We start from the raw sequence: 24317 nt of genomic DNA, 5'->3' as shown, positions 1-24317 counted from the left end.
CCGGCCGCCCCGGGACCCACGGTCCCGGGGCGTCCCCCTGACGGTGCGCCCCGCCGAGGCCCGGCCGCCGCGGTCCCCGCCCCCGTCCGCCGAACGCGGCCCGGGACCTCCGACCCTCCTGAGCGGTGGCGCTCACCGGGCACAATGCCCGCGTGGGACGCCGCCCGGACCGTCTCACGGGCCCTTGCCCGAGCGGACGCCACACCCTCTCGTCCACGGGCCGCGCGCCCCGCCTCCCCACGGCCGCCCGGCCGGTGGGGGCGCCCGCGCCCCTCCCGCGGGGCGACGCGACCAGGGACGTCGCGGCCCCGACGCGCCCCCACCGCCTTCCCGCCCCGAAACCGTGCGACGGCCGAGCCGCCGACCCGGTGAGTGGACACCGCAGTCCCGTACCGTCACCCGAACCCGGCCGTGGAGAGCGAGGAACGATCCCGTGTCCGAGCGCACGTACCACCCAGACACCCCGACCACCCCCGAGAACGCGCCGCCCGACGCCGCGACCGACGCACCGCCCGAGGGAGCACGCCGCGGCATCCTCGGCGGGAAGCTGCGGCTGCTCGCCATGATCGGCCCGGCGTTCGTCGTCGGCTCCTGGCAGTTCGGCCCCGGCGCGCTGACCGCCGCCGTTCAGGCCGGCAGCGGCTACGGCTACGCGCTGATCTGGGTCATCGTCGCCTGCAACCTGCTGATGCTCGCCTTCGCCGACATGAGCATCCGGATCGGGATCGTGTCGGGGAACACGCTGATCTCGATCACGAAGCAGTACTGCGGCGCGCTGGTCGCCAAGCTCTCCGGCGTGGGCCTGTTCATCATCACCCTCATGTTCTCGGTCGGTAACGCGGTCGGCTCCGGGCTCGGGCTCTCCCTGTTGTTCGGCGGCTCGGTGATCTGGTGGTCCCTCGCCTGCACCGCGCTGGTCGCCTGCGTCCTGCTCGCGCGACGGCTCTACCGCGCCATCGAGAAGGCGCTGCTCGCCATCGTCGCCACCATGGCCGTCTCGTTCGTGATCACCGCTTTTCTCAGCGGACCGGAGTGGAGCGCCGCCGGGGGAGGGGTCATCCCCTCGCTGCCCGCTGGGGCGGGCCTGCTCATCGTGGCGATGGTCGGCACGAACTTCTCCATGAACGCGGCGTTCTTCGCCGGATACGCGGGCCGTGAGCGGGGGCTGACGCGTGAGGCGTACCGTCGCACCACCCTCGTGGACACCATTCCCGGCATCGTCGCTCCCGGGCTGATGACGATCCTGGTCCTGATCACTGCGGCGACCGTCCTTGAGGGTGGCGGCGCCGACGCCAGCTTCGGCGACCTCGCCGGGGTGCTCGAACCGATCGCGGGCGAGGCGGGCCGGATCATTTTCGCCCTCGGATTTTTCGGGGCGGCGTTCTCCTCGATGCTGGCCAACGCCACCGCAGGGGCGACCGTGCTGGCCGACACCTTCGACTGGGCGAAGGACGTGTCCGCGCTTCCGGTGCGCATGGGCATTCTCGGCATTCTCGCCTTCGGCGCGACGGTCACCGTCATCGCCGGATCGAACCCCGTTCAGTTGATCATCATCGCGCAGGCGCTCACGGTGCTGATCAAGCCGTTGCTGGGCGTGGTTCTGGTCTACCTGGCCAACAACAGTGCTCTGATGGGGACGATGCGCAACGCGTGGTGGCAGAACGCACTCGGCGTCTGCGGGGTCCTGCTGGTGGTCGCGACCTCGGTCCACCTGGCGATGAACCTCTACTGAGGCGGCAGCGGGGCGGGCGTCGTCCCACTCACCTTGGGTCGGCGCCCGTCGCCTCGTACAGCAGCCGCTGCAACTCGCGCGCGGCGCGCGGCGGCGAGACGTCACCCCGGTGGGCCACCGAGACCGTGCGGTGCAGCCCCGGCGCGGCGAACGGGGTGACGTGCAGCCCGGACCGGTCGGCGGCGGTACGCGGCACCACCGCCACGCCCAACCCGACGCCGACCATCGCGAGCACCGCGTCCATCTCGCCGCCCTCGACGGCCAGCTCCGGTTCGAAACCGGCCGACCGGCACGCGCCGAGCGTCAGCTCCCGCAGGTCGTAGCCGTGGCGGAACATGATCATCGGCATGGTGCGGAGATCCGCCACCCGCAGCTCCGCCCCCGCCGGCCCCGGCCCGTCCGGGGCCGACACCACCACCAGGTCCTCCCGGAACAGCTCCCGGGCCACCAGCGCCGGCCCGCGCGACGCCAGCGGCGCGATCACCAGCGCCAGGTCGAGCGCCCCCACCCCCAGCTCCCGCACCAGATCCTGGGAGCCACCCTCGGTGATGTGCAGCTCCACCCCCGGGTAGCGGTCGTGGAAGGTCCGCAGCAGCTGCGGCACCAACCCCACGCACAGGCTCGGGGTCGCGCCCAGCCGCACCCGGCCCCGGCGCAGCCGCGCCACCTCCTGCACCTCCCGCCGCGCGGTGTCCGCGTCGGCGAGGATGCGGCGCGCCAGGGGGAGCAGGGTCTGACCGGCGTCGGTCAGCGCGACGTGCCCCCGCGCCCGGTGGAACAGCTCCGTGCCCAGCTCCCGCTCCAACGCCTTGATCTGCTGCGAGAGCGAGGGCTGCGCCACGTGCTCGCGCTCCGCCGCACGGGTGAAATGCCGGGTGTCGGCGACGGCGGCGAAGTAGCGGAGCTGATGGAGCTGCATGCGCGCCAGCCTAGCCGTTCATAGCCATCAGCTATCGAACAGAGCGTTTCTATGTCTTGGACGGATGCAGGACGGGTCACTACCGTTCCCCGCATGGCACTGGCGACCCGGCACAAACCGCCCGCAGCGGCGGAGAACAGCCCCTCCGTAGTGCGCCTGCTCTGGCGCTCGACCATCGGCAAGAAGGCCGTGATGGCGGTGACCGGGCTGGTCATGCTCGCCTACCTGGTCGCTCACATGCTCGGAAACCTCAAGATCTTCTTCGGGCCCGACGACTTCAACGGCTACGCCCACTGGCTGCGCACCATCGGCGAACCCGCCCTCGGCCACGAGTGGCTGCTCTGGGTGGTGCGCGTGGTGCTGCTCGCCGCCGTGGTCCTCCACGGCGTGGCCGCGTACCAGCTCAGCCGCCGCGACATCGCCGCGCGGCCGGTCGGCTACGCCCACCGCGGCGGCGCCCGACGCCGCGCCTCGTTCGCCACCCGCACCATGCGCTGGGGCGGCGTCATCCTCGCGCTGTTCATCGTCTGGCACATCCTGGACCTCACCACCCTGACGGTGAACCCCAACGCCGAGGCCGGCCGCCCCTACGAGAACGTCGTCGCGTCGTTCTCCACCTGGTACGGCAACACCATCTACATCGTCGCGATGCTCGCCCTCGGGCTGCACCTGCGCCACGGCTTCGAAGCCGCCGCCCGCAGCCTCGGCCTCAGCAGCGCCCGCACCGCCCGCGGGTTGCGCGTCGCCGCCGACACACTGGCCCTGGCGCTGACGGTCGGCTTCCTCGCCGTGCCCTTCGCCGTCATGACGGGAGTCGTGAGCTGATCATGCAGGACACCACCACCGACCCCGCGGACGCCGGATACGTCACCGGGGAACCGCTGTCGGACACCCGGGCGCCCGACGGCCCCGTCGGGGAGCGCTGGGAACGCCGCAAGTTCACCGCGAAGCTCGTCAACCCGGCCAACCGCCGGGCCCGCACGGTCATCGTCGTCGGGACCGGACTCGCGGGCGGCGCCGCCGGGGCGACCCTCGCCGAACAGGGCTACCACGTCGTCCAGTTCTGCTACCAGGACTCGCCGCGCCGCGCCCACTCGATCGCCGCGCAGGGCGGCATCAACGCGGCGAAGAACTACCGGAACGACGGCGACTCGGTGAGCCGCCTCTTCCAGGACACCGTCAAGGGCGGCGACTTCCGCTCCCGGGAGTCCAACGTCCACCGCCTCGCCGAGGTCTCCACCCAGATCATCGACCAGTGCGTCGCCCAGGGCGTGCCGTTCGCCCGCGAGTACGGCGGACTCCTGGACACCCGCTCCTTCGGCGGCGTCCAGGTCTCCCGGACCTTCTACGCCCGAGGCCAGACCGGGCAGCAACTGCTGCTCGGCGCCTATCAGGCGCTCTCCCGCCAGATCGCCGCCGGGCGCGTGGAGATGCACGAGCGGACCGAGATGCTGGACCTGGTGGTGGTCGACGGCCGGGCCCGGGGGATCGTCGCCCGCGACCTGGTGACCGGCAGCATCGACACCTACCTCGCCGACGCCGTCGTTCTGGCCACCGGCGGCTACGGCAACGTCTTCCACCTCTCCACCAACGCCAAGAACTCCAACGCCACCGCCATCTGGCGCGCCCACCGCCGCGGCGCGCTGTTCGCCAACCCGTGCTTCACCCAGATCCACCCCACCTGCATCCCGCGCGCCGGCGACCACCAGTCCAAGCTCACCCTGATGAGCGAGTCGCTGCGCAACGACGGCCGCATCTGGGTGCCGCTCGCAGCCGGCGACCACCGCCCGCCCCGGGACATCCCCGAGGACGAGCGGGACTACTACCTGGAACGCGCCTACCCGGCCTTCGGCAACCTCGTGCCGCGCGACATCGCCTCCCGCGCCGCGAAGAACGTCTGTGACGAGGGCAAGGGGGTCGGGCCCGGCGGGCAGGGCGTCTACCTCGACTTCACCGACGCCATCGAGCGGCTCGGCCGCCCGGCGGTCGAGCAGAAGTACGGCAACCTCTTCGAGATGTACGAGCGCATCACCGACGAGAGCCCGTACGAGACGCCGATGCGGATCTACCCCGCCATCCACTACACGATGGGCGGGCTCTGGGTCGACTACGACCTCCAGACCACGATCCCCGGCCTGTTCGCCGTCGGGGAGGCCAACTTCTCCGACCACGGCGCCAACCGGCTCGGAGCCTCCGCCCTGATGCAGGGGCTGGCCGACGGCTACTTCATCCTCCCCTCGACCCTCGGCGACTACCTCGCCACCCTGCCGCGCGACCTCACCCCCCGCAGCGAGCTCGGCGCCGACCACCCGGTGGTCCGCGAGGTCGTCGGCGAGGTCACCAACCGACTCCACGCCCTGCTGGTCAACCCCGGCGACCGCAGCCCGGAGTCGTTCCAGAAGCAGCTGGGCGAAGTGCTCTGGGAGCACTGCGGCATGGCCCGGGACGCGGCGGGGCTGCGGCGCGCGCTGGAGGAGATCCCGCGGCTGCGCGAGGAGTTCTGGGACCGCGTCCGCGTCCCCGGCAGCGGCGAGGCGCTCAACCAGTCCCTGGAGAAGGCCCACCGCGTCTCGGACTACCTCGAACTCGCCGAGCTGATGTGCCGCGACGCCCTGCACCGCGAGGAGTCCTGCGGCGGCCACTTCCGCACCGAGAGCCAGACGGAGAGCGGCGAGGCGGAACGCGACGACTCCCGCTTCCAGTACGTCGCCGCCTGGGAGTTCACCGGCGAGGGCCGGCCGCCGGTGCTGCACCGCGAGGAGCTCCGTTTCGAGGACGTGCTGCCGAGCCGCCGGAGCTACGCGTGACGACACGCCGCGCCCCGCACCCGCACCGCCGCCCGACGCCGGGCGGCGACCACCCGACCTACGAGGGACGGAACGCTCCATGAACGCGCCGCACACCGACACCGGAAGCACCGCCGCCGCGGCACCCGTCGGCGCCGCGGGTGCCGCCCCCGCACCGGCCGCCGTCGACGGCGAGATGGCACTGACCCTGCGGATCTGGCGGCAGGCCGGGCCCGACGAGCCCGGCGCGATGACCACCTACCGCATCACCGGTATCTCGCCGGACATGTCCTTCCTGGACATGCTGGACACCCTCAACGAGCAGCTCATCGCCGAGGGCGACGAGCCGGTCGCCTTCGACCACGACTGTCGGGAGGGCATCTGCGGCGCCTGCGGGGTCGTCATCAACGGCGACGCCCACGGCCCGCAGCCCACCACCACCTGCCAGCTCCACATGCGGCACTTCGACGACGGCGACACCATCGACGTCGAGCCGTGGCGCGCCTCCGCGTTTCCCGTCGTCCGCGACCTGGTCGTGGACCGCGGCTCCCTGGACCGCGTCATCGGCGCCGGCGGCTACATCAGCGCCCCCACCGGCAGCGCCCCCGAGGCGCACGCCACCGCGGTGCCCAAGGCGGCTGCCGACGACGCCTTCGCCCACGCCGAGTGCATCGGCTGCGGCGCGTGCGTCGCCGCCTGCCCCAACGGCTCCGCCATGCTGTTCACCGCCGCCAAGGTGGTCCACCTGAACGTCCTTCCGCAGGGCGCGCCGGAGCGGGAGAGCCGGGTGCTGGACATGGTGGGGGCCATGGACGAGGAGGGGTTCGGCGGCTGCACCCAGGTGGGCGCCTGCGCGACCGCCTGCCCCAAGGGCATCCCCTTCCAGTCGATCGCCGACATGAACCGCGAGTACCTGCGCGCGGTCCGCAAGGGCGGTCGCGGCTGAGCCGCGCGACGGGGCGCGGACGGGGCCTCCCGTAATCGAACACCGGCCGTCCTCGGGGGTGCGCCGGAGTACCCGAGGGGCACTCGGCGGCGGCTGCGGCCAGGGGTTCTGTCAGTGGCCACCACTAGAATGGGGAGTGTTCGAAAGGGTTCGCGACGTCTTCAGGAGGACGCCGATGGCCGTTGTCGTACAGTCCGCTCCGACCGCTCCCCTCACCCCACCGCACGCCTCCTCCGGGGCCGCCGCGGGCGGGCGCGCCGCGCACCGCCGGCCGCTGCCGCCGGGTCAGCCCCGCGACTGGTACGAGTCCCACAATCGGCGCCTCAAGGCCCTCCGGTTGGCGACGGCCCTGCTGGACAGCGGCGTGTACCACCCGACCCAGGCTACCGACCGGCGCATACGCGCCATGGCCCTGCGCATCGGGGTCAACGCTCCCTCCGACACCACCTGCCGACAGGTGCGCGTCCTGATGCTGCACTGACGCGGCGGGGCCGACCGGGGAGGTGCGCCCCGGTCGGCCCTGTCCGGCGCCGCTCCCGGCGACGGTGTCAGTCCAGCGCCCAGACCAGCTCGTCGTCCTCCAACTCCCAGCGGACCTCGGTCACGTCGACGTCCTCGGGCACCAGGAAGGTCCGGCAGTCGGGGTAGGTGTCGCCCGGTTCGGTGGCGCCCCCGTGCATCGGGGAGCCGTCGCACCCCTCCGGCATGCCGAAGTCGTTGACGCCCCGTACGTTGCTGCCGCGATCGCCGTCGGCGAGGTACACCCGGAGGTGGGTCGGCTCGGAGGGCAGGAACCAGGTCAGTTCGCCCTCCTCGTGGGTGTAGGTCGTGTGGACGTGCACCGGCCGCTGTCCCTCGGTGTCGATGGTGGACAGCACCTCCGGGTCGATGTCCCCGGCCTCCCCGACGTGGACCTTGTCCACCGTCATGGTGAAGACCGCGACCTCGTCGTCGGCGGCGTACCAGGTGACGGGGTGGCTGGTCTCGCCCATGGCGAAGGTCGTGACGGTCGGCCCGTCGTCGTTCCCGTCGTCGCCGCCGTCCGCGTCCCCCGTCGCGTCCTCGTCCGTCTCCTCGACGTCGCCGTCGCTCGCGGTGTCGGAGCGGTCGGTGTCGCCGCCGGCGTCGTCCGTACCGCCGTCGGAATCGCCACCGCAGGCCGTGAGGGCCAACGAGAGCGCGACGACGGGAAGTGCTGCCTTGAGCCAGGTGGTGCTGCGGGCCATGGGGCGGTTCTCTCCTCGATCGGGCGGGTGCGGCGCCCGGTCCCGCGCCGCGTCGTCCGACCAGGGGAACGCCCGCCGGCGCGATGGCGGTTGCGCCACGCCGCGACCGTGACGTGGCTGCGACAAACCCGCAGGTGAAGCGCGTGGTTCGCCCGTTCGCGTCCGAGATGTCCCCTGGCCCGAAGAGTCGCCGGAGGCGTCGGCCCGGCCGCTCAGCCGCCGGGCACGGGGATCGGCTCGTACCCGATGCGGCGGGGCCCCGGCGGGGGACCGCCCCCGGCGTCGGCCGCCAGCTCGGCGGCGATCTCCGGGGGCATCAGCGCCGGGTCCAGCAGCCCGGCAACCACCCGTACCGTCAGCGCGTGCCACAGCGCCGCGCGCCGCAGCATGGCGTGGTCGCTCCCGGAGATGCGGACCCCGCACGCCGCCGCGCCCGCCTGCCGGGCGCGGGCCACGCAGAGCCAGGACCCGCGCGGATCGGTCATCCGGTCGCGGTCGCTGTGGAACATCACCACCCGTCTGCCGGCCAGCTGTTCCACGGGGTCCTCCGGCGGGGCCCAGGAGGCGAGCCCGACGACACCTTGCACCGAGGGGTGCCCGGCGGCCCACAGTGCGGCCCTTCCGCCCATCGAGTGCCCTACCAGGACCACGGGCAGGTCGCCGAACTCCTCGGCGAGGCCGTCCAGCGCGGCCACCGCGTCGCGGGCCGCGTCCGCGCGCGGGGGGTTCCAGCCCCGGTGCCGGTAGCGCACCCGGGCGACGACCGCGTCCGGCAGGCCGCGGCGCAGCGCCGAGGCGAAGGGGCGCATCCGCTGCCCCGGCAGGTTCCAGGGCGGCGGTTCCTCGGGGCCGGTCTCCCGGCCGCCGTGCAGCAGCAGCACCGCGCCGCGCGGGTGTTCCGGTCGCCGGTGGAACACCGGGGGATGCGGTTCCACGGATCTCCTCGTTCGTCCGGCCGATCACCCCGGGTGGGTGCGGCGTTCCGCGGCGGACGTGCCCGGTGGAGGGGAAGACACGGGCACGCCCACCCACCTCTGGTTCGGCGCGGGGCGTCGCGCGGACGGGTCCGGTGGCGATCTTTCGTCACGGTGTCCGACGTGGCCCCCCGTCGGCGGTGCACCGCGGTCCGCGGCTCCCGCGGGCACGGCGGGGCGGAGCGCGACGCGCTCCGCCCGTTCCGCCGTGGTCAGTGGCCCCGGCGGCGGCGCGGTGCGGGCGTGCCGGACGTCTTCCCACCGGGGGCCCGGAGCAGCCCGATGACGGAGAGCGCCCCCCAGCCGACACTCACGGCGACCGCGGGCGCCCGGCGCCACGGCGGCAGCGTCGCGCCGAGCAGCAGCGCGTCGCCGAAGTCGGAGGCGATCCGCGCGGCGGTCGCGGTCGCCAGCGCGGGCCCCGTCGGCGCGAGCAGCATGGCGGTGCCGATCGCGGCGTCCCGCAGGCCGACCGGCCGCAGCGAGGTCGCCGTCTCCTGCGCGACCTCCCCGAAGCCGTCGGTGAGGCCGGAGGGGCGGGCCAGGTACTCGGGCCGGGCGGCGACCGCCAGCCCGTACACGGCGGTGGCCGCGCCCACGGCCCTCAGAAATCGCGCGTCCATGCAGTCTCCTCGGCTCGGATGGGTCGGGGCCGGCCCGACCGGCGTCCAGTATGCGGCGACTACCCATCGCGGCGCCGGGCAAGAGCACCCGCTCGGGGGTGAGTGAGGAGGGCCGCCCGCTCGGGGCGTGTTCCGCGTCGTCGTGGCGAGACGGCGGGCGCTACAGCTCCAACCGCAGGTAGGTGCGGTCGTCGTAGCTCTCGTTACCCGGTGCGACGCCCTTGGTGCCGGCGAGGCCAGCGATGCAGAGGGGGTCGTCCGCCAGCAGGATCTTGAGGTTGCGCTCGGACTCGGAGAGGGTCCCGAGGAGCTCCGGATAGCCATCGCTACCGATGATCAGCTCGTGCACCCCGGCGGGCAGCGTGGTGACCCGGATCAGGCCGTCCGGGACACGTCGGCCGTCGAGGGTGCCGTACGCAAGGCCGCCCGCCCGCTCCGGGTCCGCGTTGGCGAAGTGGACCTGGCGGGTCAGCAGCGGCATGATCGCCGCACGGCCCGGGTCCTCCGCGGCCAGTTCGTCGGCGGACGCTCCGCGCAGCAGTTCCGCGCGGAGCACCGCGGCGCGCATCTCCACGTTGATGCGGTCCACCTTCTTCTGCCCCGGGGGCGCGGGCGCCCCGGGGAAGCCGAAGCCGACGTCGCCCACCTGCCAGATCTCGCGGCGGGTGCGGGAGAACAGGGTGAGGGCGGCGGAGGGGCGGTCCAGCTCCGGCAGGCCGGGCGGCAGAGCGTCGGCCACCGCGGTCGACAGCAGGTCGACCGCCTCGCGGGCGGTGGCGCCCGACGGCAGGTCGAGGACGGCGTCCTTGAGCGTGAGCATCACGAAGCGTCCGCCGGAGACCCCGGCGAACCGCCGTCCCGACTTGTCGGTGGCCCCGTCGACGACCCCGGCGAAATGGGCGCCGAGGACGATGCCGTCCTCGCCGCCCTCCGGGCTGCCGTTCTTGGCCACGGTCGAACTCTCGACGACCCTCATGCGTCCCAGGGTCTCATCCGCGGCACGAATCGGACAGCCCTGGAACAACAGCGCGGATCACCGCCGCGCCGCCCGGCGCCGACCGTGGTTGGCGCCGCGCCGCCGTTGACCTGCGGCGCGGCCCTGCTCAGTGCCGCTGCGCCGGCACCGGTGACGCCGCCAACCGGGCACGCCGCAGCTCCCGGGGCACCCCCACGTGCCCGTCGGCGGAGACCGGCGCCTCCACCAGCACCGCCACGTCCGCCGGGACGTCCCGGGCGCCGCCGCGCTCCGCCAGCCAGCGTGCCGCCGCGACGGTGCCGAAGGTGTGCGAACCCGCGACCACCACGATCCGACGCCCTGGGGCGAACGGGCTCGGGGCGCGCACCACGTACCCGAAGTCGCTGACGACGCGCTCCCCGAGGACGCGGCCCTCGAACCGCTCCTCGCCCCAGCTGATGACGTTGCCGTCGACCCGCAGCGGCAGTCCCGGCAGGGCCGCCAGTGCCCGCCCGGTCACCTCGTTGGTCTTGGGGCCGCCGAGCAGCAGCAGATGGGACTCCAGATCCCGGCCTGGCAGCCCCTCGGAGAGGCTCACCTGCTGGAGGTCCACGTCGCGGTAGGCGCGCACCAGCCTCGGCACGAGCAGCGACATCGCCCGCACCTGGCCGACACCGGTGGTCGGACGGGTGTACTGGCCCGTGTCCACCTCGGCGGAGCTGGACACGACCATGACCAGCTCCTCGGTCGCCCGCTCGAACCGCCAGGTGCGGCGGGCGGGCAGCCGCTTGACCAGCAGCCAGCGCGCGTAGCCGCCGGCGGCGGTCAGCCCGCCGCCGACCAGCAGCGACAACGACTGGTCACGGACGGTCTCGGCGACGAGTTCCACGGTTCCGGCGAGCATCCGGTCACAGTACCGGCGTCGACCGACACCGTCACCGGGATACCGGGCTGCAACTCTGCCCCTGAGCTGCGCACTTGACGGCTCGTCGCCGCCGGTCGCCGCACCGGCGCCGTGCCCGCGAGCGTCGCCCGCGGCCCGGTGGGTGTTGAACCCGCAGGGCCGTGCGCAGCAGAGTAGGACGATGACCCCTGACCTGCTACTGCGCGGCGGCACCCTCATCGACGGAACGGGAGCCGCCCCCGTCACGGCCGACGTCGCCGTGACCGACGGACGGATCACCGCCGTCGGCCCCGACGCCCCCGGCACCGCCCGACGCGTCCTCGACGTCTCCGGAGCCGTCGTCACCCCCGGCTTCATCGACCTCCACTCGCACGCCGACTTCACCGTGATGGGTGAACCACGGGCGAAGACGCAACTCCTCCAGGGCGTCACCACACTGGTCACCGGCAACTGCGGCTTCTCGCCGTTCCCCGTGGTCCCCGAGCACGCCGAGGAACTCCGCTCGCTGTGCGGGTTCCTGGACGACGGGCTGACCTGGGAGTGGACGACCGCCGCCGGGTGGGCCGCCGCCGTCGAACGGCTCCCGCTCGGCGTCAACCTCGCCCCGCAGACCGGCCACGGCGCCCTCCGCGTCGCCGCGGTCGGCACGGAGGACCGCGCGCCCACCGCCGACGAGGCGACCGCCATGCGACGACTGATGGCGGAGACCGTCGCCGACGGCGTGGTCGGCTTCTCCACCGGTCTGATCTACCCGCCGGGACGGTACGCCGCCACGGCGGAGATCGCCGCCCTCGCCCGGATCGCAGCCGACCACGGGCTGCTCCACAGCACCCACATGCGCGACGAGAGCGCCCACCTGGCGGAAGCCGTCGAGGAGGCGATCGGCATCGCACGCCTGACCGGCGTCAGGCTCCAGATCTCCCACCTCAAGGCGGCAGGCGTACCCCATTGGGGCACCGTCGGCAGCGCGCTGCGCCTCATCGAGGAGGCCCGCGGGGCCGGGCTGGACGTGGCGGCCGACCAGTACCCCTACACGGCCTCCTCCACCACGCTGACCACCGTGCTCCCCGGGTACGCCCTCGACGGCGGGGTCGCCGCCCTGCTGCGGCGCATCGCGGACCCCGAGCAGCGCGCCCGGCTGGTCGCCGACCTCACCGCAGGGGAGACGGACGGCTCCTTCAGCCCCGACCGCGTCACCGTCGCCGAGTTCCCCGAGGGCGCCTCCCCGGAGCACGCGGGGCTCGTCGGCCTGACGGTCGCCGAGGCCGCCGTACGGCTGGGCACGTCGCCCGCCGACACCGTCCTGGACCTGCTCGCCGCCCACGAGGGGCAGATCGCCTCGATCCACCACTGCATGGCCGAGGAGGACGTCCACCGCGTCATGACGCACCCGGCCGTCGCCGTCGCCAGCGACGGTTGGATCCTGCGCACCGAGGGGCGCGGCAGGCCCCACCCCCGTAGTTTCGGGACCTTCGCCCGCGTGCTGGGCCACTTCACCAGGGAAAAGGGCGTACTCGCCCTGCCCGAGGCCGTCCGCAAGATGACCGGGCTGCCCGCCTCCCGGCTCGGCTGGACCGACCGCGGGGTGCTGCGCCCCGGCGCCGTCGCCGACATCGCCGTACTCGACCCGGCCACCGTGACCGACACCTCCACGTTCGCCGACCCCTGGCGTACCGCCACCGGGGTGGTGCACACCCTCGTCGCCGGCCGGCTCGCCGTCACGGACGGCCGGGCGACGGAGGCGGGTGCCGGCCGGGTCCTGCTGCACGGGGGCGCCGCCCACCCCGACAGCGGCGGCCGGGAGGGGTGATGGCCGGGCGGCCCACGCCTCCTGCCACCCGCGACACGCCGGGCCGACCCGGTTGACGCGCGATCGGTCGACACCCGGTCTAGGGTCGGTGGGGTACCGAACGCCACGAGATGCCAGGAGGCCTCCATGAGCAACGACGGAGCGACCGACCGCCTGAAGGGCAAGGCCAAGGAGGCGATCGGCAAGGTCACGGGCAACGAGCGCATGAAGTCCGAGGGCAAGGCCGACCAGGCCAAGGGCACCGCCAAGGAAGGTGTCGAGGACCTCAAGAACCGCGCCGCCGGCGTCAAGGACTCCCTGTCCTCCGAGAACAGGGACGACGAGCGCCGCGACTGACCCGGGATCCGGCCGCCTGACGGCAGGCCGATCCGGCCACCCGAACAAGACCGAGGGCCCCGGTGACGGGGCCCTTCGTCATGCCCGACACTGGAAGGGGGCGGGCATGACAGCTGTGCGGTGGGCGGATGTCCCGGGGGTTTTGCCTCAGAGGCAAGGGCTTTGCCTTATGGGTAAAGCCCGTGGCGTAATAGGGCCATGGCACCCCTCTCTCCCGGGTCGCCCCCACCGCCCGGCCCACCGGGCGCGGACGTCCCGGCCATCGCCCCCCGCCTGCGGGAACTGCGCCGCGCCGCCGGCCACACCCTGGAGGCCGCCGCCGCCCGGCTCGGGCTCTCCCCGGCCCATCTCTCCCGGCTGGAGACCGGGCTCCGACAGCCGTCCCTGCCCCTGCTGCTGGCACTCGCCCGCGCCTACGGCACCACGGTCTCCGAACTGCTGGGCGAGACACCGCCCGAGCGGGACCCGGTCATCCGCGGCGCCCGCCAGGAACCGGCCGACGCCGGCGGCTGGACGTACCGTCAGGCCGGCGGCAGCCACCGGGCCATGCAGGCGCTCCGGGTCCACGTACCGCCCGGTACCCAGTCCGACCTGGTACGGGTCCACCCCGGCGAGGAGTGGCTGTACGTCCTCGACGGGCGGCTCGCCCTGACCCTGGGGGAGTCGTCCCAGGTGCTGGAACCCGGCGACTCCGCGCACTTCGACAGCATGACGCCCCACCGCATCAGCTCCGCCTCGCCCGGCGGTACCGAGCTGCTCTTCCTCCACACCCTGCTCCAGGCCCAGTCCGGCGCGCTCTGCCTCGGCGACGGCCCGCCGGGCGGCGCGAACCCCGCCCTCGGCGCCACCCCCTCCGGAAGGCGGAAACCGTGACCAGCCAGACCACCGACGAGAGCGGGACTCCGACCGAGCCCGTCCCCCGCCCCGCCCCCGCCAAGGTGGGGCACGGCGAGGAGCGCGAGAACGGCCGCTCGCCGCGCGGGCTCCTGATCCGCCTCTTCCTGTACCTGATCGGCGGCCACGTCTTCGCCGGCTTCCTCTACCTGCTCTTCGCCGTCGGGAAGTGACCCCGGCGGCGCCGCCGGCCGGACGGTGCGTCGACGGCGGGCGCGTCATGGGTCACGGGCTGTCGAGCCGCTCCAGGACCTCGCCGTCGGTCAGGACGAAGAAGTCGCTCAGGAAGCAGACGGCCTCCCCGTCGGCGCCGCGCCCCAGCCAGGTGGGGTAGTCGCCGTCGCCGTGGCCCGTCCGGAAGACGACGGCCGGTGGCGTGGGGCCCGTACCGGGCAGCACCGCATGGGTCCCGTGCGGCCACGGGGCGGGTGCGCCGGGGGCCCGGGCCGTGGGAGAGCGGGTCCCGTCACCGGTGGGGGAGTGGCCGGCGTCCGCGAAGCCCCCCACGCCGTTACGGGCCGCGTGGCCGAAGAAGTCGTCCTCGGCCAGGTCGTCCGGGTCCTCTCCCTCGCACAGCGCCGGTTCCCAGCTGCTGACGGGCGTCTCCCGGATCACCAGTCGGGCCGCCGCGACCAGGGTGACGGCCGGCAGCTGTCCGACGGCTGCCAGCTCCGCCAGGTGCAGCACCACCGCATGGGGTCCGGACGACACCCGTTGGACGAAGGGCTCCGGCGCCGCCCGCCGGTCCGCCGGGTCACCGGCGACGAGGCGACCCGAGGGCAGCGGCAGCGCCCCGACGTCCAGACGGCGAACCACCGCGGTCCGGCCGCTGTGCAGCCCGAGCCGGGCGCCGAACGCGCAGAGGTACTCCAGATCACACGGTTGCCTCGCCATGGCAGCTCCTCCTCCGGTGGACCCGGCGGGGCCGGTCCCCGCCGGCTCCGCCGCCCAGGGGCGCAGCGGCCCCCGAGCCTTCCGCTCCCGGGGCCGTGCCCGGGAGGCCGTTCTTCAGAGCGTGTGTGAGACCCCACGCCGGGCCGCGACGCCGGCTACGGCCGTCTGCCGCGTTGTCAGGAACGCCCGAGACCCGGTACGAGGGCACCCCCGCGGTGCAGCTGACCGCATCTGACGCCGCGAGCTGATCCGACGCGGGGTCTCACACACGCTCTCGGCGCGTGCCGGGTCGGTCCCGGTCGCCGGTCTCCGCGGCGAGCGTGGGCGACGGCCGCACCTCGGCGGGGCCGTGCGGCTCCGCGCTTCCCAGATGGCGTGCGAAGTGCTCCTCGATCGCGTGCTGCAGACGGATCTCGTTCTCCGGGTTGGCGAACCCGTGCCCCTCGTCCTCGGCCAGCAGGTACTCCACCGGCACGCCCCGCGCCCGCAGCGACTCGACGATTCCGTCGGACTCCGCGCGCATCACGCGGGCGTCGTTGGCGCCGTGGGCCACCAGCAGCGGTGTGGTGATCGCGTCCAGCCGGGTGATGGGCGACCGGGCGAGCATGTCGGCCTCCTGCGCGGCGTCCGCGGGGTCGCCCGCGTAGGCGTACCAGTTGTTCATCATGTACGGGCGGCTGAACGAGGGTAGGTTGCGCACGAAGCTCGCCAGGTCCGCGATGCCGACGATGTCCACGGCCGCCGCGAACCGCTCCGGGGTGGCGGTCACACCCACCAGCGTCGCGTACCCGCCGTAGGACCCGCCCATGATGCCGATCCGCTCCGGATCCGCCCACCCCTGGTCCACCGCCCACGCGACGGCGTCGAGCAGGTCGTTCTGCATCGCCCCGGCGAACTCGCCGAGCGCCGCGATGGTGTGGGCGCGGCCGTACCCCGTGGAGCCGCGGAAGTTGAGCTGGAGCACGCCGTAGCCGCGGTTGGCGAGGAACTGCGCCTGGGCGCTGTAGCCCCAGCTGTCGTTCATCCACGGGCCGCCGTGCACCAGCAGCACCAGCGGCAGCCTCCCCGGGGAGGCCCCGACGGGCAGGGTGAGGAACCCGTGCAGCGGCAGCCCGTCCCGGGCGGTGAGCCGGACCGGCTCCATCGGCGCCAGATCGGCCGGGTCGAGGTGGGGATACGGCCGGAAGAGACGCCGGCTGCGGCCCGTGGCGTGGTCGTAGTACCAGGCGACGCCGGGGTCCCGGTCGTGGACGAAGGTCGCGACCCAGCGCTGCCCGGAGTCGTCCGAGGACAAGGTCCCCAGCACGCCGTCGGAGAGGGCTGCGAGCGCGGCGTACACCTCGGCGAACCGCTCGTCGAGCACCTCGATCCGCGGACGCGGGCCCACGAACCGGGCGGCGAGCAGTTCGCCGGTCCCGCGGCGGGTGAACACGGTGGGCGGCAGCACCCCGGGGACCAGGGCGCCCATGACGTCGAGGCTGCTTCCTTCCCGCTCGGCGACCACGGTCATCGCGCCGGTCGCACGGTCGATCCGTACCAGCCGGAGGTCGTCCGAGTCCAGGTAGGCCCCGATGACGAGGCCACGCCCGTCGGGCGTCACCAACTGCGGCTGGACGTCCAGCGGGTACTCGGCCCCTCCCAGCCGGCGCAGCGGGCGCCGCTCGCAGGAGTCGCCGTCGACGGACGAGAACTCGATGGCACCGTCCGCGGTGAGCCGCGAGGTGAAGGCGGGCGCGCCGTCGTGGTCGAGCAGGATGTTCTCCGTGGGCTCCGACTGCTCGCAGTGCGGCGTCGTCCCACCGGTGGCCACGTCGATCCGGAAGAGGTCGAGCGACGTCGGCCGCCTGTTCATGACGACCAGCACGCTGCCGGGGTACCCGGACAGCGGTTCCGCCGAGAACACGCGGGAACCCGGGGGCAGCGGGGTCAGGTCCTCCGCGGGGGCGTCCGGGTCGGCCGGGTCCACCCGGTACAGGTGCGACTCCTCGTTGCCGTCGGTGTCCTGGAGGTAGAGCAGCCAGGCGGAGTCGTCGGACCAGAAGTAGCGCGTGATCCCCCGGCGGGTCTCATGCGTCACCGGCTCCGCCGCGTCGTGGTCTGCCTCGACACCGCGGACCCAGATGTTGCGGCGGCCGTGGGCCGGCGCGAGGTAGGCGATCCGGGTGCCGTCCGGCGAGATGGCGGGCTGGGCGAACCGCGGGTCGCCGAAGAGCTCCTCCGCCTCGACGCGTCGCGGGCGGATCGGGTCACGGGTGGTCACGGCGGTCTCCTCGGGACGGCGGGATCGGGCCGGTCGGCGCGACCGCGCGGGCCGCCCCCGGTCCCCACATCCCAAACGCTGCCCCGGGGGCAGGGTCAAGCGCGCTATACCGCCCGCGCCTTCCCTTACCGCGTCCCACGACGGAGGATGGGGCCATGACGAGCACGTTCGCCCGCCGGTGATCGCCTGGAGCACCCGCGAGCTCGCAGGCCTCGCGGACACCACGGTCAAGGCCATCCGCCACTACCACGCCATCGGCCTGCTGGAGGAGCCCGAACGCGCCCTCAACGGCTACAAGCGCTACGGCACGCCCCACCTGGTGCGGCTGCTCCAGATCAGGCGGCTGCGGGAGCTGGGGATGTCTCTGGAGGCGATCGCCGGTGTCTCCGGCCCGGACGACGGCTTCGCCGACGCCGTGCGCGCGCTCGACGCCGACCTGGCCGCGGCGATCGAGCGCCAGCAGGCGGTGCGCGCCGAACTGGCCGACCTGCTGCGCCACGAGGCCACCGCCGACGTGCCGGCGGGGTTCGAGGCCGTGGCGTCGAACCTCAGCGACGCGGACCGCGCGACGATCACGGTCTCGTCGCAGTTGTTCAGCGAGACGGTGGCCCGGGAGATCCGGGGGATGGCGGCGATCCGCCACGAGCTGGACTCCGAGTTCGACGACCTGCCCCCGGACGCCGACGAACGGACGGTCGCCGACCTGGCGCGGCGCCTCGCGCCCCTCGTCCGCGACCTGCACGAGCGGTTCCCCTCCTCGCGCGACCCGGCCGCCCACGCGCGCGGCGAGCGGCGCGCCGCGATCGCGACCATGGCGCAGACCCTCGCCGACCACTACAACCCGGCGCAGGTCGCCGTGTTGCGGGAGCTCGGGCGCCTCCTGGCCGCGGAGCGCACGGCGGAGCCGCCGCCGGCGGAGTGAGGCCCGGCCGGGAGCGGACGCTCCCGCCCGGCCCCGGGGCGCGCCGGCACCCGAACGCACCGCCGCACCCCGCCCCGGCCCGGCTTTCGCGCAGGTCGGAAGGGGTGCGGCAGGGTCTGAGCGGGACGTCGGATCACACGTCGAAGTACAGCTCGAACTCGTGGGGGTGGGGACGGAGCTGCATCGGGGCGATCTCCTTCTCCCGCTTGTAGTCGATCCAGGTCTCGATCAGGTCGGAGGTGAAGACGCCGCCGGCCTGGAGGTACTCGTTGTCCTCCTCCAGCGCGGTCAGCACCTCGGGCAGCGAGGTCGGGACCTGCGGGATGCCCGCGTGCTCCTCCGGCGCCAGCTCGTAGAGGTCCTTGTCGACCGGCTCGGCCGGCTCGATCTTGTTCTTCACACCGTCGAGGCCGGCCAGCAGCAGGGCGGAGAAGGCCAGGTACGGGTTGGACGACGGGTCCGGCGCGCGGAACTCGACGCGCTTGGCCTTCGGGTTGGAACCGGTGATCGGGATGCGCATCGCGGCGGAGCGGTTGCGCTGCGAGTACACCAGGTTCACCGGGGCCTCGAAGCCCGGCACCAGGCGGTGGAAGGAGTTCACCGTCGGGTTGGTGAAGGCCAGCAGCGACGGGGCGTGCTTGAGGATGCCGCCGATGTAGTAGCGGGCGGTGTCCGAGAGGCCGGCGTAGCCCTGCTCGTCGTAGAAGAGCGGCTGGCCGTTGGTCCACAGCGACTGGTGGACGTGCATGCCCGAGCCGTTGTCACCGAAGATCGGCTTCGGCATGAAGGTGGCGGTCTTGCCGTTGCGCCAGGCGACGTTCTTGACCAGGTACTTGAACAGCATCAGGTCGTCGGCGGCGGCGAGCAGCGTGTTGAACTTGTAGTTGATCTCGGCCTGACCGGCGGTGCCGACCTCGTGGTGCTGGCGCTCGACCTCCAGGCCGGCCTTCACCATCTCCAGCGTCATCTCCGCGCGCAGGTCGGCGAAGTGGTCGACCGGGGGAGTGGGGAAGTAGCCGCCCTTGTAGCGGACCTTGTAGCCGCGGTTGCCGCCGTTCTCGATGGCACCGGTGTTCCAGGCGCCGGCCTCGGAGTCGATGTAGTAGTAGCCGGCGTTGGCCTTGGTCTCGAACCGCACCTCGTCGAAGACGTAGAACTCCGCCTCGGGGCCGAAGTAGGCGGTGTCCGCGATACCGGAGGAGGCCAGGTACGCCTCGGCCTTCTTGGCGATGTTCCGCGGGTCGCGGCTGTACGCCTCGCCCGTGATCGGGTCGTGGATGAAGAAGTTGATGTTGAGCGTCTTGTCCTTGCGGAACGGGTCCAGCCGCGCGGTGGAGAGGTCCGGGAGAAGCGCCATGTCGGACTCGTGGATGGCCTGGAACCCGCGGATCGAGGAGCCGTCGAACATCAGCTGCTCGGCCGGGTCGAACGCCTCCGCCATGACCGTGACGTGCTGCATGGTGCCCGGCAGGTCGCAGAAGCGGACGTCGATGAACTTGACGTCGTTGTCCGAAATATACTTCTTGATCTCGTCGGCGTTCTGGAACATCCGGAGTCCTCCTTGCCCGCCGCGAGGACGGGGCGTTGCAGCTCGATGGGCAGCCCAGTGCGGTGACCTGCCGGGGTCGACCCTAGGAACAGGGCATTACTCAGGAATGACTCACCTGTTTCGCCGATGTTAACCGGACAGTTTTCCGAAAGGGGCGAGGCGGGACCGCCGGCGGGAGGGATCCGGGCCGGTCGCGGGAGGCCCGGCCCGGGGCGCTACCGTGGTTCCGTGGACAAGCGCCAGGCAATGGGATCGTGGCTCTCCGGACCGCGAGCGGCGGCCGAGGAGATGGGTGTCGAGTTCGGCTACCGGGGTGAACGGCTCGGCCTTCCGAAGGACGGGCCCGGTTCCCTCGCCGGTCCGGGCCGGCGGCTCGCCGCACTCGCTCTCGACTGGGGCCTGTGCATGCTGATCGCATACGGTCTGCTCGCCGACGGGCAGGCGTCCCTCGGGAACTGGACCCTCCTGGTCTTCGCCGTCACCGCCGTCCTCACCGTCGGCACCGTCGGCTCCACCCCCGGCAAGCGCCTGCTCGGCCTGCGCGTCCTGTCGGTGCACGGCGGCCGGCTCACCTTCTCCCGCGCCGCGCTGCGGACCCTGCTGCTGGTCCTGGCGATCCCCGCGCTCGTCTGGGACCGCGACCAGCGCGGCCTCCACGACCGGCTCGCCGCCGCGGTGCAGGTCCGCATCTGACGTCCGGCCGCTGCGGCTCCCGCTTCCGCCGCCGTTTCCCCGGCGACCGGCCCGGCACCCCGGGACCCCGATGACGGCGGTGCGGTCCAGCCGGAGGACGCACGGGGCGGCACAGGGACGGACGGCACCGGCCCCTTCGCCGCGTTCCGCAGCCGTGGTCTCGGCTCAGCGGCCCTTGGGCATCTGCCCCTTCGGCATCCGCATGCCCTTGGGCATCGGGCCCTTCGGCACCGGCATGTTCTTCATCAGGTCGCCCATGGCCCGCAGCCGGTCGTTGATCTCGGTGATGCGGGCGCCCGGCAGGACGCGCGGCAGCTTCATGAGCTTGCCGCGCAGCTTGCCCAGCGGAACCTGGCCCTCCTCGCGGCCGACCATGATGTCGTGGACGGGCACGTCGGTCACGACGCGCGCCATCTTCCGCTTCTCGGCGGCCAGCAGCCCCTTCACCCGGTTGGGGTTGCCCTCGGCGACGAGGACGATCCCGCACTTGCCGACGGCGCGGTGCACCACGTCCTGGCTGCGGTTGATCGCTACGGCCGGGGTGATGACGAACCCGCGCTTGATGTTCTCCAGCACCGCCGCGGCGGCGCCCGGCTGGCCCTCCATCTGCCCGTAGGCGGCGCGCTCCGCCCGCCGGCCGAACACGATGGCGGTGGCCAGCAGCGCCACCAGGAAGCCGAGAATGCCCAGGTAGATCGGGTGCCCGATCAGGAATCCGATGGCGAGGACGACACCGAACGTCCCGAGGAACACACCGCCGATGACCCACCCGATCCAGCGGTCGGACCGCCGGGTCATCTTGTAGGTGAGACCGATCTGCCGCAGTCTGCCCGGGTTCTCGGGGTCGGCTTTCTTCTTCTTCCTCGCCATGAGTCCTCTTCTTGGTCCAGAGATCCCGGTCCACGGCCCTCGCCGCAGGGGCGCGGGGGTGCCGGGAGTGCGGGCGCGGTCGGCGCCGTCAGGCCGAACAATCACTCGCAAGTTTACGTTGCCGCAAGGCCGCGGACCCGTCCGGTGTGCACCTGGTGCCCGATGGTGACCGCCGTGTCGTCGAGGCGGGGTCGGCGTGTGCCGTGAACCGTGCCCGGGCGTGCACGCCGGAGGCCCCGACGCACCGGACGCGACCGATCGCCGCGTGGCGACCGGTCGCGTCCGGGAGGCTCGACGTGAGCGCGGCGACGGGCCGGGAGGCCGGGCCGCTGCCGGGCGGCGCGGGTCAGGCGGCGGGGGTGGCGGCCTCGCGCCGCTCCATCGCCTGCCGGTACAGCCGGCCCGCCCGGTACGAGGAGCGGACCAGCGGGCCGGACATGACGCCTGCGTAGCCGATCTCCTCGGCCTCCTGCTGGAGCTCGACGAACTCGTCGGGCTTCACCCAGCGCTCCACCGGGTGGTGTCGCGGCGTCGGGCGCAGGTACTGCGTGATGGTGATCAGCTCGCACCCCGCCTCGTGCATGTCGCGGAGCGCCTGGCTGACCTCCTCGCGGGTCTCGCCCAGGCCGAGGATCAGGTTCGACTTGGTGACCAGGCCGGCCTCACGGGACCGGGTGAGGACCTCCAGCGACCGCTCGTACCGGAACGCGGGGCGGATCCGCTTGAAGATGCGCGGAACCGTCTCGACGTTGTGCGCCAGCACCTCGGGACGAGTGGAGAAGACCTCGGCGAGCTGCTCCGGCTCGGCGTTGAAGTCCGGGATCAGCAGCTCGACGCCGGTGTCCGGCATCAGTTCGTGGATCTGCCGGACGGTCTCGGCGTACAGCCAGCTGCCGCCGTCGTCCAGGTCGTCCCGTGCGACGCCGGTGATCGTCGCGTACTTCAACCCCATCTGCTGGACGGACTCCGCCACGCGCCGGGGCTCGTCACGGTCCAGCTCGGCGGGCTTGCCGGTGTCGATCTGGCAGAAGTCGCAGCGCCGTGTGCACTGCTCACCACCGATGAGGAAGGTGGCCTCGCGGTCCTCCCAGCACTCGAAGATGTTGGGACAGCCCGCCTCCTGGCAGACCGTGTGCAGCCCCTCGCGCTTCACCAGACCCTGCAGGGCGGTGTACTCGGGGCCCATCTTCGCCCGGGTCTTGATCCACTCGGGCTTGCGCTCGATCGGGGTCTGGCTGTTCCGGACCTCCAGACGGAGCATCTTGCGACCGTCGGGTGCGACAGCGGACACGTCCGGCTCCCTACGCTTTCGATTCCTCGGCGAACACCAGGGTACGCCCGTATATCTCCGGGCCGCGGCCCGGTGCGACCCGCGCAGCGCCGGGGCGTGCGCACACCGTGTCACGGTCGGCGCCGACGGCGCCCGCGCGGGTCGGCGCTCAGACCGCGCGCGGCAGCGGCTCCGCCGCCTCCAGCACGGTCAGCAGTTCTCTCTCGACCACCGGCAGCACCTCCGCCACCGTGACCTCACGGCCCAGTTCCTGTGCGAGGGAGGTCACACCGGCGTCCCGGATGCCGCAGGGGACGATCCGGTCGAAGGAGGTGTTGTCGGGTGCGACGTTCAGGGCGAAGCCGTGCATGGTGACGCCCTTCGCCACCCGGATGCCGATCGCCGCCAGCTTGCGGTCCTCGCCGCGCTGCCCCGCGTTGGAAGGGGCGTACTCGGGGCCGCTGAGTCGGGGGTCGAACTCCTCGTCGTGCAGCCGCGGGTCGAAGTCCAGCGACAGCCCGCCGAGCGCCGTGCCGGCCCCGGCGCGTTCCCCGCCCAGCACCCACACCCCGCTGCGGCCCTCGATCCGGGTGGTGTCCACGCCGAAGGCGGCGCAGACGCGGATCAGCGCCTCCTCCAGGCGCCGCACGTGGGCCACGACGTCCACCGGGCGCGGGAGCTTCAGGATCGGGTAACCCACGAGCTGCCCCGGACCGTGCCAGGTGATCTTCCCGCCGCGGTCCACGTCGACGACGGGGGTGCCGTCGAGCGGGCGCTCGCTGTCGAGGGTCCGGCGGCCGGCGGTGTAGACGGCCCGGTGCTCCAGCAGCAGGCAGGTGTCGGGGATCTCGTCGGCGAAGCGTGAGGCGTGGACGCGCCGCTGCTCGTCCCAGCCGAGCCGGTAGTCCACCGCGTCGTCGCCGAAGCCCATCCGGACAAACCGCAGCTCGCTCACTGCCGCTCCTTCGCTGTGCGCTGCGGGTTCTCCCGCCTGGCGGGCGCCTCCACCGGCCGCGGAGCGGTCGGGGACGGGCCGTCGTCCACTGTACGTCCGGGGCCGATGGAGGGGCCCCTGTGCCCGGTCTCACACGTATGGATGAATCCCTGCCAAAGCAGCCGATACGGCCCCCGGATGCGGCTAAATTCACGCCGTCCTCCCGGCCGCAGCACCGACCCGGCCGGGGTTCCACGAGAGAGATCTGCTGATGTCCACGGAACGGCCCGGAGGTACGACCTCCCCCCCCTCCACCCGGCGGAGTCCCAACCGCCAGCTCGCGACCCTGATCGCCGAGGCAGGGTTCTCGCACGCCGGCCTCGCCAGACGTGTCGACCAACTAGGGCTGGAGCACGGCCTGGACCTGCGGTACGACAAGACGTCGGTGACGCGCTGGCTGCGCGGTCAACGACCACGCGGCACCACGCCCGCGCTCATCGCCGAGGTCTTCACCCGTCGGCTGGGCCGACGGCTCACCGCCCAGGACCTCGGATTGGAGGCGTGCGCGCCGGTCTACGCCGGCCTGGAGTTCGCGGCAGGTCCGAGCGAGGCGGTCGACATCGTCTCCGGCCTGTGGCGCAAGGACTCCGGCACCCACGCCGAGCTGCGCAAGATCGCGTTCACCCCCGCCGGTCTCGTCGTGCCCAGCCGCGACTGGCTGATCGGCCGCCCCGACGAGCGGGTCGCGCGCGGCGACGTCGACGGCCCGCCGGGCCAGGCGGGGCCGCCGGTGCCGGGCGCGGCCACGCCGCCGCAGTTG

The 24317-nt window shown here is 73.2% G+C and carries 23 protein-coding genes and 1 pseudogene; 12 read left to right on the top strand and 12 right to left on the bottom strand.

Translation table 11 applies throughout. From position 1 onward, the window contains the following. Window positions 1-433: 433 nt before the first annotated feature. On the top strand, window positions 434-1732 hold the full coding sequence (locus tag HCJ92_RS10365; protein ID WP_209310940.1) for an Nramp family divalent metal transporter: 1299 nt from the start codon (window positions 434-436) through the stop codon (window positions 1730-1732). 28 nt (window positions 1733-1760) lie between these two features. Here HCJ92_RS10365 and HCJ92_RS10360 read toward each other — a convergent pair whose 3' ends face one another. Next, window positions 1761-2651: a LysR family transcriptional regulator gene (locus HCJ92_RS10360; RefSeq protein WP_167933198.1), complete on the bottom strand. Its 891-nt coding sequence runs from the start codon at window positions 2649-2651 to the stop codon at window positions 1761-1763. Window positions 2652-2744: 93 nt separating this feature from the next. Here HCJ92_RS10360 and HCJ92_RS10355 point away from each other — a divergent pair, with 93 nt between their 5' ends. From HCJ92_RS10355 to HCJ92_RS10340, 4 genes are all read left to right on the top strand, one after another. Then, a complete protein-coding gene (locus HCJ92_RS10355; RefSeq protein WP_167933197.1) occupies window positions 2745-3476 on the top strand; it encodes a succinate dehydrogenase cytochrome b subunit in 732 nt (243 codons plus the stop codon). A gap of 2 nt (window positions 3477-3478) precedes the next feature. Beyond that, window positions 3479-5458, top strand: coding sequence for a fumarate reductase/succinate dehydrogenase flavoprotein subunit (locus tag HCJ92_RS10350; protein ID WP_167933196.1), 1980 nt, complete (start codon window positions 3479-3481; stop codon window positions 5456-5458). A gap of 175 nt (window positions 5459-5633) precedes the next feature. Continuing rightward, entirely contained in the window at window positions 5634-6383 is a 750-nt protein-coding gene (locus HCJ92_RS10345) for a succinate dehydrogenase/fumarate reductase iron-sulfur subunit (RefSeq protein ID WP_167933202.1), read from the top strand. Between the two features lie 175 nt (window positions 6384-6558). Continuing rightward, a complete protein-coding gene (locus tag HCJ92_RS10340) occupies window positions 6559-6864 on the top strand; it encodes a hypothetical protein (RefSeq protein WP_245240753.1) in 306 nt (101 codons plus the stop codon). A 67-nt stretch (window positions 6865-6931) separates the two neighbouring features. On the opposite strand, the gene HCJ92_RS10335 is transcribed toward HCJ92_RS10340, so the two are convergent. The 5 genes from HCJ92_RS10335 to HCJ92_RS10315 all read right to left on the bottom strand — a co-directional run bounded on the left by HCJ92_RS10335 (window position 6932) and on the right by HCJ92_RS10315 (window position 11065). Next, window positions 6932-7609 (bottom strand): hypothetical protein, encoded by a 678-nt coding sequence (locus HCJ92_RS10335; protein WP_167933195.1) that lies wholly within the window; start codon window positions 7607-7609, stop codon window positions 6932-6934. 212 nt (window positions 7610-7821) lie between these two features. Further along, entirely contained in the window at window positions 7822-8544 is a 723-nt protein-coding gene (locus HCJ92_RS10330) for an alpha/beta fold hydrolase (protein WP_167933194.1), read from the bottom strand. A 251-nt stretch (window positions 8545-8795) separates the two neighbouring features. Continuing rightward, window positions 8796-9206 (bottom strand): hypothetical protein, encoded by a 411-nt coding sequence (locus HCJ92_RS10325; protein ID WP_167933193.1) that lies wholly within the window; start codon window positions 9204-9206, stop codon window positions 8796-8798. A gap of 160 nt (window positions 9207-9366) precedes the next feature. Beyond that, the gene (locus HCJ92_RS10320) at window positions 9367-10182 is read right to left on the bottom strand and encodes a hypothetical protein (RefSeq protein WP_167933192.1); all 816 of its coding nucleotides are present in this window, start codon (window positions 10180-10182) and stop codon (window positions 9367-9369) included. A 127-nt stretch (window positions 10183-10309) separates the two neighbouring features. Then, on the bottom strand, window positions 10310-11065 hold the full coding sequence (locus tag HCJ92_RS10315; protein WP_167933191.1) for a hypothetical protein: 756 nt from the start codon (window positions 11063-11065) through the stop codon (window positions 10310-10312). Between the two features lie 181 nt (window positions 11066-11246). Between HCJ92_RS10315 and HCJ92_RS10310 the strand changes: the two genes are divergently transcribed. The 4 genes from HCJ92_RS10310 (at window position 11247) to HCJ92_RS25600 (ending at window position 14278) form a co-directional block, all read left to right on the top strand. Next, entirely contained in the window at window positions 11247-12875 is a 1629-nt protein-coding gene (locus tag HCJ92_RS10310; protein ID WP_167933190.1) for an N-acyl-D-amino-acid deacylase family protein, read from the top strand. Window positions 12876-13001: 126 nt separating this feature from the next. Beyond that, entirely contained in the window at window positions 13002-13211 is a 210-nt protein-coding gene (locus tag HCJ92_RS10305; RefSeq protein WP_167933189.1) for a CsbD family protein, read from the top strand. Between the two features lie 198 nt (window positions 13212-13409). Beyond that, a complete protein-coding gene (locus HCJ92_RS10300) occupies window positions 13410-14084 on the top strand; it encodes a helix-turn-helix domain-containing protein (protein WP_167933188.1) in 675 nt (224 codons plus the stop codon). Further along, complete coding sequence (locus tag HCJ92_RS25600; RefSeq protein WP_209310944.1) at window positions 14081-14278, top strand: DUF6126 family protein; 198 nt, start codon at window positions 14081-14083, stop codon at window positions 14276-14278. The genes HCJ92_RS10300 and HCJ92_RS25600 overlap by 4 nt, the downstream gene beginning before the upstream one ends. A gap of 52 nt (window positions 14279-14330) precedes the next feature. Here the strand turns inward: HCJ92_RS25600 and HCJ92_RS10290 are convergent, their stop codons facing one another. Then, window positions 14331-14999 carry a DUF4241 domain-containing protein gene (locus tag HCJ92_RS10290; protein WP_167933187.1) on the bottom strand — a complete coding sequence of 223 codons (669 nt, stop codon included), beginning with the start codon at window positions 14997-14999 and terminating at the stop codon, window positions 14331-14333. A 262-nt stretch (window positions 15000-15261) separates the two neighbouring features. Continuing rightward, complete coding sequence (locus HCJ92_RS25595; RefSeq protein WP_209310939.1) at window positions 15262-17259, bottom strand: S9 family peptidase; 1998 nt, start codon at window positions 17257-17259, stop codon at window positions 15262-15264. Window positions 17260-17437: 178 nt separating this feature from the next. Here HCJ92_RS25595 and HCJ92_RS10280 point away from each other — a divergent pair, with 178 nt between their 5' ends. Further along, window positions 17438-18181 (top strand): MerR family transcriptional regulator, encoded by a 744-nt coding sequence (locus tag HCJ92_RS10280; protein WP_338054109.1) that lies wholly within the window; start codon window positions 17438-17440, stop codon window positions 18179-18181. A gap of 133 nt (window positions 18182-18314) precedes the next feature. On the opposite strand, the gene glnA is transcribed toward HCJ92_RS10280, so the two are convergent. After that, a complete protein-coding gene (gene glnA / locus HCJ92_RS10275; protein WP_167933185.1) occupies window positions 18315-19730 on the bottom strand; it encodes a type I glutamate--ammonia ligase in 1416 nt (471 codons plus the stop codon). A gap of 228 nt (window positions 19731-19958) precedes the next feature. Here glnA and HCJ92_RS10270 point away from each other — a divergent pair, with 228 nt between their 5' ends. Beyond that, window positions 19959-20423, top strand: coding sequence for an RDD family protein (locus HCJ92_RS10270; protein ID WP_167933184.1), 465 nt, complete (start codon window positions 19959-19961; stop codon window positions 20421-20423). Between the two features lie 165 nt (window positions 20424-20588). Here HCJ92_RS10270 and HCJ92_RS10265 read toward each other — a convergent pair whose 3' ends face one another. The 3 genes from HCJ92_RS10265 to lipB all read right to left on the bottom strand — a co-directional run bounded on the left by HCJ92_RS10265 (window position 20589) and on the right by lipB (window position 23518). Next, on the bottom strand, window positions 20589-21293 hold the full coding sequence (locus HCJ92_RS10265; protein WP_167933183.1) for a DUF4191 domain-containing protein: 705 nt from the start codon (window positions 21291-21293) through the stop codon (window positions 20589-20591). Window positions 21294-21639: 346 nt separating this feature from the next. Further along, the gene (gene lipA, locus HCJ92_RS10260; protein WP_167933182.1) at window positions 21640-22584 is read right to left on the bottom strand and encodes a lipoyl synthase; all 945 of its coding nucleotides are present in this window, start codon (window positions 22582-22584) and stop codon (window positions 21640-21642) included. Between the two features lie 148 nt (window positions 22585-22732). Then, window positions 22733-23518 carry a lipoyl(octanoyl) transferase LipB gene (gene lipB, locus HCJ92_RS10255; RefSeq protein WP_167933181.1) on the bottom strand — a complete coding sequence of 262 codons (786 nt, stop codon included), beginning with the start codon at window positions 23516-23518 and terminating at the stop codon, window positions 22733-22735. Between the two features lie 250 nt (window positions 23519-23768). Here lipB and HCJ92_RS10250 point away from each other — a divergent pair. Next, window positions 23769-24317: pseudogene (locus HCJ92_RS10250) on the top strand (regulator); the annotation flags it as partial.

The organism is Streptomyces spiramenti (assembly GCF_012034385.1).
In the GTDB taxonomy this organism is placed as follows: domain Bacteria; phylum Actinomycetota; class Actinomycetes; order Streptomycetales; family Streptomycetaceae; genus Streptomyces; species Streptomyces spiramenti.
This window is presented reverse-complemented; position numbering and strand designations above follow the sequence as displayed.

Excerpts from the sequence above, each read along its gene's own strand:
- HCJ92_RS10315 (WP_167933191.1), bottom strand. The coding sequence starts at position 11,065 with ATGCTCGCCGGAACCGTGGAACTCGTCGCCGAGACCGTCCGTGACCAG.
- HCJ92_RS10360 (WP_167933198.1), bottom strand. The coding sequence starts at position 2,651 with ATGCAGCTCCATCAGCTCCGCTACTTCGCCGCCGTCGCCGACACCCGG.
- HCJ92_RS10340 (WP_245240753.1), top strand. The coding sequence starts at position 6,559 with ATGGCCGTTGTCGTACAGTCCGCTCCGACCGCTCCCCTCACCCCACCG.
- HCJ92_RS10265 (WP_167933183.1), bottom strand. The coding sequence starts at position 21,293 with ATGGCGAGGAAGAAGAAGAAAGCCGACCCCGAGAACCCGGGCAGACTG.
- HCJ92_RS10305 (WP_167933189.1), top strand. The coding sequence starts at position 13,002 with ATGAGCAACGACGGAGCGACCGACCGCCTGAAGGGCAAGGCCAAGGAG.
- HCJ92_RS10345 (WP_167933202.1), top strand. The coding sequence starts at position 5,634 with ATGGCACTGACCCTGCGGATCTGGCGGCAGGCCGGGCCCGACGAGCCC.
- HCJ92_RS10300 (WP_167933188.1), top strand. The coding sequence starts at position 13,410 with ATGGCACCCCTCTCTCCCGGGTCGCCCCCACCGCCCGGCCCACCGGGC.
- HCJ92_RS10320 (WP_167933192.1), bottom strand. The coding sequence starts at position 10,182 with ATGAGGGTCGTCGAGAGTTCGACCGTGGCCAAGAACGGCAGCCCGGAG.
- HCJ92_RS10355 (WP_167933197.1), top strand. The coding sequence starts at position 2,745 with ATGGCACTGGCGACCCGGCACAAACCGCCCGCAGCGGCGGAGAACAGC.
- HCJ92_RS10335 (WP_167933195.1), bottom strand. The coding sequence starts at position 7,609 with ATGGCCCGCAGCACCACCTGGCTCAAGGCAGCACTTCCCGTCGTCGCG.
- glnA (WP_167933185.1), bottom strand. The coding sequence starts at position 19,730 with ATGTTCCAGAACGCCGACGAGATCAAGAAGTATATTTCGGACAACGAC.
- HCJ92_RS10290 (WP_167933187.1), bottom strand. The coding sequence starts at position 14,999 with ATGGCGAGGCAACCGTGTGATCTGGAGTACCTCTGCGCGTTCGGCGCC.
- HCJ92_RS10310 (WP_167933190.1), top strand. The coding sequence starts at position 11,247 with ATGACCCCTGACCTGCTACTGCGCGGCGGCACCCTCATCGACGGAACG.
- HCJ92_RS10325 (WP_167933193.1), bottom strand. The coding sequence starts at position 9,206 with ATGGACGCGCGATTTCTGAGGGCCGTGGGCGCGGCCACCGCCGTGTAC.
- HCJ92_RS10350 (WP_167933196.1), top strand. The coding sequence starts at position 3,479 with ATGCAGGACACCACCACCGACCCCGCGGACGCCGGATACGTCACCGGG.